Source organism: Kitasatospora sp. NPDC034533, assembly GCF_055575155.1.
On the sequence record NZ_JBVITE010000047.1, the window covers coordinates 20,528 to 33,371 of the forward strand.

8 protein-coding genes and 1 pseudogene are annotated in these 12,844 nt (G+C 75.7%); 5 read left to right on the forward strand and 4 right to left on the reverse strand.

Annotated features, from left to right (window positions below):
• Window positions 1-172: 172 nt before the first annotated feature.
• On the forward strand, window positions 173-3,559 hold the full coding sequence (locus ACZ55U_RS27370) for a S8 family serine peptidase (protein ID WP_465530029.1): 3,387 nt from the start codon (window positions 173-175) through the stop codon (window positions 3,557-3,559).
• A 94-nt stretch (window positions 3,560-3,653) separates the two neighbouring features.
• Here the strand turns inward: ACZ55U_RS27370 and ACZ55U_RS27375 are convergent, their stop codons facing one another.
• Together ACZ55U_RS27375 and ACZ55U_RS27380 are read right to left on the reverse strand one after the other, a co-directional pair.
• Window positions 3,654-4,382, reverse strand: coding sequence for a carbon-nitrogen hydrolase family protein (locus ACZ55U_RS27375; protein WP_465530031.1), 729 nt, complete (start codon window positions 4,380-4,382; stop codon window positions 3,654-3,656).
• A 46-nt stretch (window positions 4,383-4,428) separates the two neighbouring features.
• Window positions 4,429-5,226 carry a DUF1963 domain-containing protein gene (locus tag ACZ55U_RS27380; RefSeq protein ID WP_465530033.1) on the reverse strand — a complete coding sequence of 266 codons (798 nt, stop codon included), beginning with the start codon at window positions 5,224-5,226 and terminating at the stop codon, window positions 4,429-4,431.
• Between the two features lie 550 nt (window positions 5,227-5,776).
• Between ACZ55U_RS27380 and ACZ55U_RS27385 the strand changes: the two genes are divergently transcribed.
• From ACZ55U_RS27385 to ACZ55U_RS27400, 4 genes and pseudogenes are all read left to right on the forward strand, one after another.
• A complete protein-coding gene (locus ACZ55U_RS27385) occupies window positions 5,777-7,507 on the forward strand; it encodes a SpoIIE family protein phosphatase (protein WP_465530035.1) in 1,731 nt (576 codons plus the stop codon).
• Between the two features lie 123 nt (window positions 7,508-7,630).
• Window positions 7,631-7,849 (forward strand): annotated as a pseudogene (locus ACZ55U_RS27390) (hypothetical protein); the annotation flags it as partial.
• 438 nt (window positions 7,850-8,287) lie between these two features.
• The gene (locus ACZ55U_RS27395) at window positions 8,288-9,472 is read left to right on the forward strand and encodes an alcohol dehydrogenase catalytic domain-containing protein (protein ID WP_465530037.1); all 1,185 of its coding nucleotides are present in this window, start codon (window positions 8,288-8,290) and stop codon (window positions 9,470-9,472) included.
• Between the two features lie 101 nt (window positions 9,473-9,573).
• Window positions 9,574-10,593, forward strand: a complete 1,020-nt coding sequence (locus tag ACZ55U_RS27400) for an SDR family NAD(P)-dependent oxidoreductase (protein ID WP_465530039.1) — start codon at window positions 9,574-9,576, stop codon at window positions 10,591-10,593.
• Between the two features lie 160 nt (window positions 10,594-10,753).
• Here ACZ55U_RS27400 and ACZ55U_RS27405 read toward each other — a convergent pair whose 3' ends face one another.
• Both ACZ55U_RS27405 and ACZ55U_RS27410 read right to left on the reverse strand, forming a co-directional pair.
• Window positions 10,754-11,140 carry a hypothetical protein gene (locus ACZ55U_RS27405; protein WP_465530041.1) on the reverse strand — a complete coding sequence of 129 codons (387 nt, stop codon included), beginning with the start codon at window positions 11,138-11,140 and terminating at the stop codon, window positions 10,754-10,756.
• Between the two features lie 255 nt (window positions 11,141-11,395).
• Window positions 11,396-12,427: an SCO2583/SCO2584 N-terminal domain-containing protein gene (locus ACZ55U_RS27410; RefSeq protein WP_465530043.1), complete on the reverse strand. Its 1,032-nt coding sequence runs from the start codon at window positions 12,425-12,427 to the stop codon at window positions 11,396-11,398.
• Between the last annotated feature and the right edge of the window lie 417 nt (window positions 12,428-12,844).

Genomic DNA, 12,844 nt, shown 5'->3' on the forward strand with positions numbered 1-12,844 from the left:
TCATCGGATGACATCCTCCGCTGCCCTCCGTTCCGTCGATTCCTCGACAGAACCGGTGAGCGGCCCCGGGAACCGAGGTGCCGTTCCGATCGAGAGGACCCCTGTGCGAGCAACCCACAGGAACGACGTCCCTGGGCGAGGCCCACGGACGGCCCGGCGGTGGCGGGCCGCCGTGCTGGGCGCGGCGCTGGTCGCCTCCCTGGCCGCTCCGGCCGGCTGGGCCACCGCCGCGCCCGGCGCGGCACCCGGCACGGCGGCGGACGATCCGGCGCCGGGCCGCCCGGTCCAGGTCACCCTGGTCACCGGCGACACCGTCACGGCCCGGGTCGGTGCCGACGGCGCCGTGGCGCTGGTCGGGGTGCGGCCCGGCCCGGGCCGCGAGGACGTGACCTTCGTCCGGCGCTCCGGCGCGCCCGGCTCGCTGAACCTCGTCCCCTCGGACGCGACCGCACCGCTGGACTCCGGACGGCTGGACCCCCGGCTTTTCGACGTCGCCGGGCTGATCGCCCAGGGCTACGACGACGCGCACACCACCGAACTGCCGCTGATCCTGGGCTCGGAGCACGCCGGCGCCCCGGGCCTGGCCGCCGCCGCGCCGCCCGCCGGCGCCACCTCCGTGAGGGCGCTGGAGAGCGTGCACGGCGCGGCCCTGCGCGCCCCGAAGGCGCGGGCGGGCGAGCTGTGGCAGCTGGTCGCGCGCCCGGGCGCCGGACTCGCCGCGGGACCGGCGGGCGGCGTGGACAAGGTCTGGCTGGACGGCAAGGTCACCGCGGCGCTCGACCGCTCGACCGCCCAGATCGGCGCCCCGCAGGCCTGGAAGTCCGGCTGGACCGGCAAGGGCGTCAAGGTCGCGGTGCTCGACAGCGGCATCGACCGGGGCCACCCCGACGTGGCCGGCTCCCTCGGCGAGACCTCCGACTTCACCGGGCCCGCCGCCGCGCCGGTGAACGCCGACCCGGACGGCCACGGCACCCACGTCGCCTCGATCGTCGCCGGCACCGGGGCGGCCTCCGACGGCCGGTTCAAGGGCGTCGCCCCGGACGCCGAGCTGCTGGTCGGCAGGGTCCTCGACGACGACGGCAACGGCCAGGAGTCCTGGGTGCTCCAGGGCATGGAGTGGGCCGCGGCCCGCGCGCCGATCGTCAACCTGAGCCTCACCGGCCCCCCGACCGACGGCACCGACCCGATGGCCCAGGCCGTCAACACGCTCTCCGCCCGCTACGGCACCCTGTTCGTCGCCGCCGCCGGAAACAGCGGCGCCCCCGGCACCGTCGGCACCCCCGGCTCGGCCGACGCCGCGCTGACGGTGGGCTCCGTCGACCGGGACGGCACCCTCGCCCGGAACTCCAGCCGGGGTCCGCGCGTCGGCGACCAGGCCGTCAAGCCGGACCTCACCGCGCCCGGCGTCGCCATCGTCGCCGCCCGGGCCGCCGGAACCGACGGTCAGGAGCCGGTCGGCGAGCGGTACACGGCCATCTCCGGCACCTCCATGGCGGCCCCGCACGTGGCCGGGGCCGCCGCCCTGCTCGCCCAGCAGCACCCGCAGTGGAAGGGCCCGCAGCTCAAGGCCGCGCTCACCTCCTCCGCGTCGCCGGCCTCCGGCCAGGGCGCGTACGAGCAGGGCGCCGGGCGCGTCGACCTCGCCCGGGCCACCGCCCAGCAGGTGTACGCCACCGCCGAGGGCACCGGGATCCACCTGGAGGGCCCGCCCGCCGGCGCGCCGCTCACCCGCACCGTCGAGTACCACAACGACGGCGGGGACCCCGTCACGCTGGAGCTGGCCGCCGAGAGCACCGGGGCGGCCGGCGCGTTCACCGTCGCCCCCGCCCGCCTGACCGTGCCCGCCGGCGGCACGGCGTCGGCCACCGTGACCGTCGATCCGGCCCGGATCCCCTCCGGCGCCTCGCTGACCGGCCGGGTGCGCGCGAGCGGGCCCGGCGGGGCCGCCCTCACCACCGCCTACGCGCTCACCCGCGAGGCCGTACGGCACGACGTCACCGTGACGGCCGTCGACCGCAACGGGGCGCCGCTCGGGCCGGGCGGCTGGAACACCCGGTCGACGATCGGGCTGGTCGACCTGGACACCCACCAGGCCTACGCGCTGGAGTTCACCGGCGGCACCGCCACCGCCCACGTGCCCGAGGGCCGCTACAACCTCGGCGGAGAACTGGTCACCCCCGCCTCGGGTGCCGCGCCCCGCACCGCGACCCTGTTCCTGCAACCCGAGCTGGAGGTGCGCGCCGACACCCGGCTCGCCGTCGACGCCCGCGAGGGCCGGCAGCTGACCGTCACCGTCCCCGGCCGCGCCACCACCGGCTGGTCACTCGCCGCGGGCTACTGCTACCGCCCCGCCGGGAGCGCCGAGGGCAGCGGCTGCACGGACTCCCTCGCCTCCCTGACCCGGCCCGGCAGCCTGTACGTCGTCCCCGGAGCCCGGCCCACCGCCGGCCGGGTCGACTTCGCCGCCCAGAGCATCCTGGAGGGCCCGGCCGCCCAGAACGGCCGCCTGCCCGACCGCTACGACCTGCTGGTGCACACCACCGGCGGGCTGCCCGACCCGGCCCTGACCGTCGAGGCCGGCGAACTCGCCACGTCCAACACCCGCTACTTCGCCCAGGGGCCGGGCACCGCGGGCGAGTTCAGCAGCTTCGCGTCCGCCGGCGGCATCGGCCTCTTCAGCATCGGCGAGCCCTCCTTCGCGCTGCCGGCCACCCGCACCGAGTACTTCACCGTGAAGGACCAGTACCGCGAGACGACCTTCGGTCAGCTGGCCGGATCCGGCGGCGAGATGATCCCCACCGCCATCACCCAGGTCGGCGCCGTGCGCTGCGCCGCCGGCGCGACCTGCGCGGAACGCTGGAACGCCGCCGTGATCGGCCCGGGCCTGGCCCCGGGCAAGGACGGTGCCACCATGGCCCGCAGCAGCGACGGCTACCTCACCGTGGCCCCGCAGCTGTTCAGCGACGCCTCCGCCGGCCACCACGGCTCCCCGTGGCCGCTGCTGCTGGAGGACACCGTCCACCTGGAACTGGAACGCGACGGGCAGCGCGTCGGCGGAAGCGACCGGGAGCAGGCCCGCTTCGCCGTGCCGGCCGGCGACGCCGCCTACCGGCTGACCGCCAAGGCCGTGCGCTCCGAACCCTGGGCGATGCTGTCGGGCACCGTCGAGGCGGCCTGGACCTTCCGCTCGGCCGCCGTCGCCCCCGGGCCCGACGGCCGCACCCGCAGCACGGCGCTGCCGCTCGACACCGTCCGCTTCACCGCGCCCGTCGACCCGGACAACCGGGTGCCGCGCCGGCAGCACACCCTGCTCGCCGCCGTCGAACGGCAGAGCGGTGCCCCGGCCTCGGCCACCGAGCACCTGGGCGTGCAGGTCTCCTTCGACGACGGCGCCACCTGGCACGACGCCCCGGTGGCCCCCGCCGACGGCGGCTACCGCGTCACCGTCGAGCCGCCGCCGGGCGGCGCCGGCTTCGTCTCGCTCAAGGCCGCCGCCCGCGCCGCCGACGGCTCCACCGTCGAACAGAGCGTGCTGCGCGCCTACCGCCTGGAACCCTGACGGGCCGCCGGTGGCCCGCGGCTGACCCGCGGGCCACCGGCGAGGGCCGGGCCCGGACCCTCCCGCGTGGCGCCGGGCCCGGCCGGAGGGTTCTTCAGCGAACCTCGGCGAGGGCGAAGCCCTCCCGGTCGGGGCCCGCGTCGGCGATCCGCTCGCCGTCCGGGCCCCACGCGCCGCTGCGGCCCGCGCACGGGCCCACCTCGCTCGGGCCGACGAGGTTCGACAGGACCACGTACAGCCCGAACTCCCGGGCCCGGACCGGATAGACCTTCTCGAAGGAGTCGTTGTCCGGGTCCAGCGCCGAACTCGCCAGATAGACGGTGCAGCCGTCCGCGGCGGCCCGCCCGGCGAGGTCGGGGAAGCGGTTGTCGTAGCAGGTGGCGAGCGCGAACCGGACGCCGTCGAGGGTGAAGCGCCCGTCGGCGCCGCCCGGGGCGAAGACCTCGGCCTCCTCGCCGTACAGGTGCCTCTTGTCGTAGCGGGCGAGGAGAGCGCCGTCCGGGCCGACGACCAGCGAGGTGATGCCCGGCCGGCCCTGCGCCCCGGGCATGAGCACCGGCGCGTTGACGACGGCCGCGGCCCCCGCCGCGCGGCAGGCCTCCCGCACGGGATCGAGCCGGGCGTCCGCCTCGGTGAGGCAGACGCCCGGGGTCGCGCGGACGAGGGCCGGTTCGTAGCCGGTGAGGGACAGCTCGGGGAAGACGACGACGCGCGCGCCCTCGGCCCCGGCCCGGCGGATCAGGGCGGACACCGTACGGACGTTGGCCTCGACGTCGCCGGCGGCCGGGGCGAACTGCGCAGCTGCGATGATCACGCCCGCCATCCTCCCCCCTGCCCTCCCCGGCCGGAACCCCGGGCCCGGGGTGGGCTCAGCAGCAGTGGGCGGACGCTTCGGCCCTGCGGAAGTCGCCGGCCGCGAACGCCCCGGCCGCCATGGTGAAGTACAGCGTCCCGGCGTCGCCCCATCCCCACCCCAGGTCGGGGTCTTCGGCGAGCTGGAGCAGATGGACGGCGGGGCCGTCACCGTCGCGGGAGGTCATCGGCACGGTGTACGAGGTGTCGGGCCAGCCGAACGCGCAGTGGTGGCCGGCGGTGTTCCCGTCGAGGTCGGACATCTCCTCCAGGATCAGCGAGGCCGCGCCCCAGTGCCGGTCCTCGTCGTAGACGAGGTCGTCGTCCCGGACGTCCCAGCAGTCCGGGAGCATCGTCACCTCGACCGCGTGCACCGCACGGGCCGGGTAGCGGCGGGCGGGCCCGGGGGCGGTCGCGGTGACCGCCCGCAGGGGATCGGCGGGAATCACCCGCCACGCGTCGGGACTGGAGGAGTCCAGCTCGTGGTACTCCTCGTACGGCACGTCGGGATCGAGGTAGAAGAAGTTCAGCAGGCCCGGCCGGACGGGCAGTTGGCTCCCGAGCCACCCGGCGAGCGCGTCGGTGTCGAGCACGGCGTGCAGGGACAGCGGGACACCCGCCGACTCCGGCCACGGCGTGCCCGGTTCGAGCAGCGCGGGCCCGCCCAGCCGCGACCGGCCGGCGGCGGGTGACTCCTCGGTGGCCGCGACCAGCCGGAAGCCCCGCCGGGCCATCGAGGCGAACTGCCGCCCGGCCTCGGGGCCGAGCCGCTGTTCGCACACCCGGGCCATCGCGGCCGCGTCCTGGAACTCCATGGGCCCATCCTCGCACCGCCCGCCGGCCGGGGGCGCCGGAGCCCCGGGGCGCAGCGCCCGCCCGGAGCGCGTGCCGGGGCCGCGAGCTGATGTTCCGTCGGGTGCCGGCCCGTCGGGGTGTCCGTCCGTCCACCGGTGGTCCGTCGGCCGGAGGCATCCCCAACGGCCGGAATCCTTCGCCTCGTTGGGCGCCGCCGTCCTGTGCCGGTTCGTTCGCCTCGTGGGTTCGGTCACACCGGTGACCGGGGGCGGGGCCGCTCACCCCGGAGGGCGGTCCGCCGGCCGAATCGGCTCCCGCGAAGCCCGCCCGCCACTCCTGCTCGGGCCCGCGAGGCTCCGGACAGCATGCCGTCCGCCGTCGCCCCCACGAGAAGACCGGTCCGGCCGTCGCCGCGCCCGAACGCACCCGCATCCCGGAGGCGGACAAGCGGAAGATCGCCGTCGGCGACGCCCGCCGGCTCCCCGGGCCGTGACCCGGGCCTTCGCGGAGACGTGGTCTACTGGTGCGACCCGTTCCAACCTTTCCGTCCGACGAGTGAAGGGTGCGTCCATGCGAGGGCAGGAACCGGCGCCGGGGTCGCCGGAGAACCCACTTCCCGAGATCGGTGAGCTCGGTGGTTACGTGGTCGACGAGAGCGGGCGGATCCTGGCCGTCAACGAGCAGGGGCTTCGGCTGCTGCACCTGGACCGCGGCGATCTGGTGGGGCTCGACCACCACGAGGCGCTGCACCGCGGCCCGGACGGGAGCACCTTCCCGCTGGCGCAGTGTCCGCTGATGGACGCCGTCGTCTCCCGCGCCGCGTGCAGCGGGACGGGCCTGTGCTTCCAGCGCGGTGACGGCCTGCTGCTGCCCGTGCACTGGACCGCCACCCCCTACCCCTCGACCGAGGGCTCGGTGACCCTGGTCCTGTTCCACCCCGGCGCGGCGCTCCCGGAGGCACCCGTCCTCGGGACCCTGTCGGAGCTCGAACGTCTCGAACTGCTGGCCGAGACCACGACCTCGCTGACGTCGACCCTGAACGAGGAGGAGATGGTCGACCGGCTGGCCGGCCTGGTGCTGCCGCGTCTGGCGGACTGGCTGGTGGTCGACCTCGTCGACGACATCGGCGACACCTGGCGGACCAGGGTGGTCGAGCAGCGGGACGGCCGTCCGGTCCGGTGCCCCGAGCTGGAGGGCCCGATTCCCGCCGTGACCGCCCAGTCCCCGCTTCCGCTGTCCCGCGCCCTGCGCGGCACCGCCGCCTCCCTCGCCGGCCCCGAGGTGTACCAGGGCGAGCCCGACTCCGGCATCGCCGTCGTCCAGCGGGAACTGTTCGCCGCCACCGGCATGCACTCGGCCGCCATCGCCCCGATCCGCGGGCCCCGGGAGGTCCTGGGCGCCCTGACACTGGGCCGCAGCGACAACCCGGTACCGTTCGCCACCCGTGATCTGTCCCTGCTGGAGGACATCACCCGCCGCGCCGGACTGGCGCTCTCCAACTCCCGCCTCTACCAGCGTCAGCGCCGGGTCTCCGAGACGATGCAGCGCCACCTGCTGCCCCGCCTGCCCGAGGTGCCCGGCGTGGAGCTGCACGTGGCCTACCTGTCCGCGCCGGACGCCTCCCAGGTCGGCGGTGACTGGTACGACGCCTTCACCCTGCCCGGCGGCGCCACCGCCCTGGTCATCGGCGACGTCGTCGGCCACGACCTGGAGGCCGCCGCCGGCATGGCCCAGCTGCGCAACATGCTGCGGGCCCTCGCGTGGTCCCACGAGAGCCCGCCCGGCGGCGTGGTCGACCGGCTCGACCACGCGATGGGACGGGTGACCGACCCGCTGATGGCCACCCTGGTCCTCGGCCACCTGGCCCGGGGCGCGGGAGCCGACTGGACGTGGACCTGGACCAACGCGGGACACCCGCCGCCGCTGCTCGTCACCCCCGACGGCCGCGCCGACTACATCGAGGCGCCGCGCAGTCTGCTCCTCGGCAGCGGTGTCACCGCCACCCGCGGAGATGCCTCCGTGGTGCTACCGCCCGGCTCCACCCTCCTGCTGTACACCGACGGCCTCGTCGAATCCCGCTCCCGGGGGGTCGACTCCGGCCTCGCCCAGCTGCGCCGCCACGCCGCGGCCCTCGCCCACCACGACCTCGACGCCTTCAGCGAGCGCCTCCTGGAGCGGGTCCGGCCCGCGGACAACGACGACGACGTCGCGCTCCTGGCGCTGCGCGTCCCGCGCGTCCCGGCTCCCGGTTCCCCGGTCACCGGCTCCCCGGGCGTCGCGGGCCGGGCCGCCCGGGTGTGACTCCGGCCGCCCCGGGACCGCCGCACCGCGATTACGTCCGTGGGCTCGGGTAGGCGCAGGGCGTGCCCGAGGGCCCCGGCACCCCGCCGGGGCCGGCCGGGGCGCGGAAGGAGCGCCGGAACCATGGGCGAGGAGACCGGTCACATCACCGGGACCAAGGACAAGGACTACAACCTGATCTGGTACGTCGAGGCGTGCCTGAAGAACGCACTGCGCCTGGAGACCTACCTGAAGGACGCCGAACGGGACGGGGACGGCGAGCTGGCGGAGCTCTTCCGCAAGGCGCAGGCCGACAGCCGCAAGGGCGCCGAGCTGGGCAAGAAGCTGCTCGCGGCCCGCCTGGCCCCGGCGGGCACCGCCGGCGGCGCGGCTGGAGGCACGGATGGTGGCGCCTCCGCCGCGGACACCCCGGTGCGCGCGGCCGGGGACGCCCTCGGAGGCGCCGACGAGGGCGCCGCCGCCCTCCCGGCCGACGCGGGAAGCGGGGCCGGCGGCGCCCCGGCGCCCGGCGGCCGTGCGGGCGATCTGCCGCAGGATCCGACGACCCCGTAGGCGACGGCGGCTCTCCCCGTCCGCGACAGCCGCTCGGTGGCCTGCCCGGTGGCCCGCTCGGTGGCCCGCTCGGTGGCCCGCCGTTTCCCCGGTCGCGGACGGGGCACCCGCCCGTGGACGGCGTCGCGGGACGCCGGCGCCGGAGATCCGATCCGCTGCGGCGCCGCGTCACGGGCGTCGCGGCACGGGTGCCGGTCCGGTACGACGCGATCAAGACGAGGTGACGTGATGAAGGCCCTGACCTGGCACGGCAAACGGGACGTGCGCATCGACACGGTGCCGGATCCGGTGCTGGAGGACCCGACCGACGTGATCGTGGAGGTGACCTCCAGCGGCCTGTGCGGTTCCGATCTGCACCTGTACGAGGTGCTGGGACCGTTCCTGAGCGAGGGCGACATCCTCGGTCACGAACCCATGGGCGTGGTGCGCGACGTCGGCCGCGAGGTGACGGCGCTCGCCCCGGGGGACCGGGTCGTCGTGCCCTTCAACGTCTCCTGCGGCACCTGCTTCACCTGCGAGCAGGGCCTGCACTCCCAGTGCGAGACGACCCAGGTCCGTGAATTCGGCACCGGCGCGGCGCTGTTCGGCTACACGAAGCTCTACGGTCAGGTCCCCGGCGGACAGGCCGAGCTGCTCCGGGTGCCGTTCGGCAACACCCTGCCGATCAAGGTGCCCGACGGGCCGCCGGACGACCGCTTCGTCTTCCTCTCCGACGTCCTCCCCACCGCGTGGCAGGCCGTGCAGTACGCCGACGTCCCCGAGGGCGGCAGCCTCGTCGTCCTCGGCCTCGGACCGATCGGCGACATGGCCACCCGGGTCGCCGCCCACCTCGGCGCGGCCCAGGTGATCGGCGTCGACCTGGTGCCCGAACGCCTGGAACGCGTCCGCGCCCGCGGATTCACCGCGCTCGACCTCAAGGAACACGGCAAGGACCTCGTCGACGTCATCCGCGAACGCACCGACGGCCGCGGCCCCCACGCGGTGATCGACGCCGTCGGCATGGAGGCGCACGGCTCGCCCGCGGCCGGACTCGCCCAGCGGATGACCACGCTGCTCCCGAACCGGCTCGCCGCCGCCCTGATGGAACACGTCGGCGTCGACCGCCTGCACGCGCTGCACCTGGCGATCGACATCGTCCGGCGCGGGGGCACCGTCTCCCTGTCCGGCGTCTACGGCGGCATGACCGACCCGCTGCCGCTCCTGACGATGTTCGACAAGCAGATCCAGCTGCGCATGGGCCAGGCCAACGTCCACCGCTGGGCCCCCGAGATCCTCCCCCTGCTCCTGGACGGCGATCCGCTCGGCGTCGACGGCTTCGCCACCCACCACCTGCCGCTGGCCGAGGCGCCGCAGGCCTACGAGATGTTCCAGCAGAAGCGGGACGGTGCGGTGAAGGTGGTCTTCCGGCCCTGACCAGTCCCTGGCCTGGTTCGGGCCGGCCACGGCCCTGACCAGCACCGACCCGGGAGCGCCCCGAGCGTGCCACGCGCTCGTCAACCGGAAGGAGTCCCATCGTGGACCACCGCCCACGCGAGACCGACCACCACCAGCGGGAACACGACCGCGGCCTGCGGGGGCGCGGACGCGGCGGCGCCGCGACGGGCCGCACCGCCGTCGTCACCGGCGCCTCCCGGGGCCTGGGCCTGCTCATCGCGCGCGAACTGGCCCGGCGCGGCTGCCGGGTCATGCTCTGCGCCCGCGACCCGGACGAACTGGCCCGAGCCGAACGGCACCTGCGTGACGAGGGAGCCGAGGTCGCCTCCTGCGTCTGCGACCTCGACGACCCTGACACGCCCCGGCGCCTGCTGGCTGCCACGCACGAGCGCTTCGGGCCTGTGGAGGTCCTCGTCAACAACGCCGGCGTCATCCAGGTCGGCCCCTTCCGCGCCCTGCGCGAGGAGGACTTCCGCGAGGCCATGGAGACCATGCTGTTCGCCCCGCTGCGGCTGACGACCGCCGCCCTGCCCGATCTGCGGGCCCACGGCGGCACGCTGGTGAACATCACCTCGGTCGGCGGCCGCGTCCCGGCCCCCCACCTGCTCCCGTACGTCGCCGCGAAGTTCGCCGCCACCGGGCTCTCCCAGGGACTGCGGGCCGAACTCGCGGCCGAGGGCGTACGGGTGACCACGGTGGTCCCCGGCCTGATGCGCACGGGCTCGCACACGGCGGCCCGGTTCCACGGCCGCGCCGGCGCCGAGTACTCGTGGTTCGCCGCCACGGCCAGCCTGCCGCTGCTGTCCATGGACGCCGAGCGCGCCGCCCGCGCGATCGTGCGCGCGGCCGACCGGGGCCGCGCGGAACTCGTCCTCACCCCGGCGGCCAAGATCGGCGCCCGGGTGCAGGGCCTGGCTCCGGCGACGACCACCCGGCTGCTGGGCCTGGTGGCCCGAGCCCTCCCGGACTCCGGCGCCGACCCCGCCCACGGGGTGGCCGGCAGCCGGGCCGCCGGATCCGCGCGGCTCCCGGCCTGGGTCACCACGCTCGGCGACCGCGCCGGCCGGCGGTTCAACGAGCCGCGCCCCGAGGGGCGATGACCGCCGCCCGCCGCCCGCCCTTCATCCCGTGGGGCGCCCTCCCACGGGACCCCCGGACCTGCCCGCCGCAGTACCGCCCGCCGTCCCGCCACGGGAAGCAGGGAGGGAAACCGCGGGCAGGAGTCGCCGCGCACCGGCCCCGAACCTCGGACGGACCGAGCTAACGAATCACCCACAACGCCAGGCCGCCGAACACGACGAACGACACGAGGAGTTGCGCGAACATGGCGGGCGGAGCCGCCTCGTCCTCCGACTCCCCCTTCTCCAGCGCCTCCATCAACCGCCGTGCCAGCTTCCTGCGGTGGCCGATCATGCCCGCCGGGATGGACACCACCGCGAACGAGTACATGGCGAGGACCGTGGCCGCTTCCATGTGCTTCCCGTAGTAACTGCCGAGGCCGAAGAGCATCATCGCGAGCGGCGCCAATGCCATCCGGATCCGGTAGGTGCGGGTGGGCATCCCCGGCACCAGGACCGCCAAGAACACTGCCGTCGCCAGGATCGCGAGCCACCACCACGACACGACACCGAGTCCCAACGGATACACCGCACACCCCCCTGTCCCGGCCGTGGGGCCAGCGACGAAGGCGGCCCCCACAGCGCTGTGCCGTCACAGCCCTTCGAGCACGGCCGATCACCCACACCCTAGCGAGGTCCCGGTCGAGCTTCAGTGCCCCCGCCACCGCGTCGGACGCGGTCCGGGTGGCGGCAGCAGCGGGGTCGGCGAGCTGACCCGCGTCGGGCCACCGCGTTGGCGGTGTCGGCGGCTTTCCTGCGGAACCGGCCGCCTGGGCGGCTGCGGTCAGCGGTGCCGGCGGTTGTCGGTGGCCAGCACGTCGCCCGGCACCGTCGAACCCGCCTGGCGCCGCAGCGCGCCGATCGCCGGATCGGAGACGGAGACCGTGAGCCGGTAGGGCGGCTCGCCGGTGACGGTGTTGTTCGAGTCGGTCGGCTCCAGCAGGCGCTGCTGGACGGCGAAGCCGTCGAAGCCCGGGCACAGGGCCTCGGCCGGGAGGTCCACCTGGACGGAGGCGCCGCGCTCGGGCCCGACGTGGACGGTGCCGCCGGCGCCGACGGGGGTGTCGTCGTCGCGGCTGACCGGGAGGCCGTGGGCCTCGCCGACCAGGCCGTCCGGGCCCTCGATCTCCACCGCCACGCCCTGCGGACCGAGGGGCGCGGAGAGGTCCAGCGCGCGGTCGCCGGTGCCCGGGGCGAGCCGGAGACCGATGGTGAAGTGCCCGGGGTCCGTCGCCGAGGTCCGTTCGAACCCGTAGGAGCCGAGGACGAGTTGCGGCCCCGGGGGTGGGGTTTGCTGCTCCGGCCCGAGGGCGAAGGTGAAGGAACCGGGCGCCGGCTCGAAGTGGTGGAAGCCCTTGGCGCCGCACCTGGTGCCGTCGGACACCCCGCCGCCGGGCAGCGCGACGTCCACGGCCGGCCGGGGCGAGGCGGGTACGGCCCGAAGGCCACGCGCGGGCAGGCCGTCCCCGCCCAGCAGCCCGGCCGGGTCTGTCCCGACCGCGACGGCCACCAGCGCCGCGAAAGCGGTGACCGTGATCAGCACGGTGCGCCGGCGTCCGGTCCGGGCTCGCCGTGGGCGGGCCGTGCCGGAGGCCGTCCCGGGTGCCCACCGGCGGCCTCCCGGGTCCACCGGCGGCTCGTGCCGCCACCGCGCGGCGAGCATCCGGGTCCGGGCGGTCGGCTCCTTGACGGCGGCGTCCCTGATGAAACGTTCGTCCAGGACGAGTCCCTCGAACGGGTCGGGTGTCGTCGGGTCCGGCGAGACCGGCTCCGGCTCGCCGGAACGGGGCTGATGGGGTTCCTCGGGGGTCGGCACGACGTCAGTATGCCCGCAGGGTCGGACAGGCCGACCCGAGGAGAGTCCAGGAACGCCTCGGGGCCCGGACGCCGACGCCTACTCAACTCCCGGAGACCTCCGATGTCCGACCCGGAGGCGTACAAGGGACGCGACACCGTTGAGCGGTGCACCGCCCGGCTGAAGCAGTGGCGCGGCCTGGCCCTGCGGCGTGAACAAGCTCGCAGTCGCTTACCGGGCCGTCCTCCACCTCGCCGCGATCCTCATCCGGGTCCGGCGATGAACGGCGGTCAGTGATCGGCTGCCCCAGTCGCGTTCGCAGGCCGGGGGCCGCTGCGGTACGTCTGCTCTGGCGGTTCCGTGGCGACCGGCCGGACTGTTGCCCGCGGTGCCGGCCTGGGCTTGCTGAGGGACAGGTCCGTGACGGCCTGCGGCGCT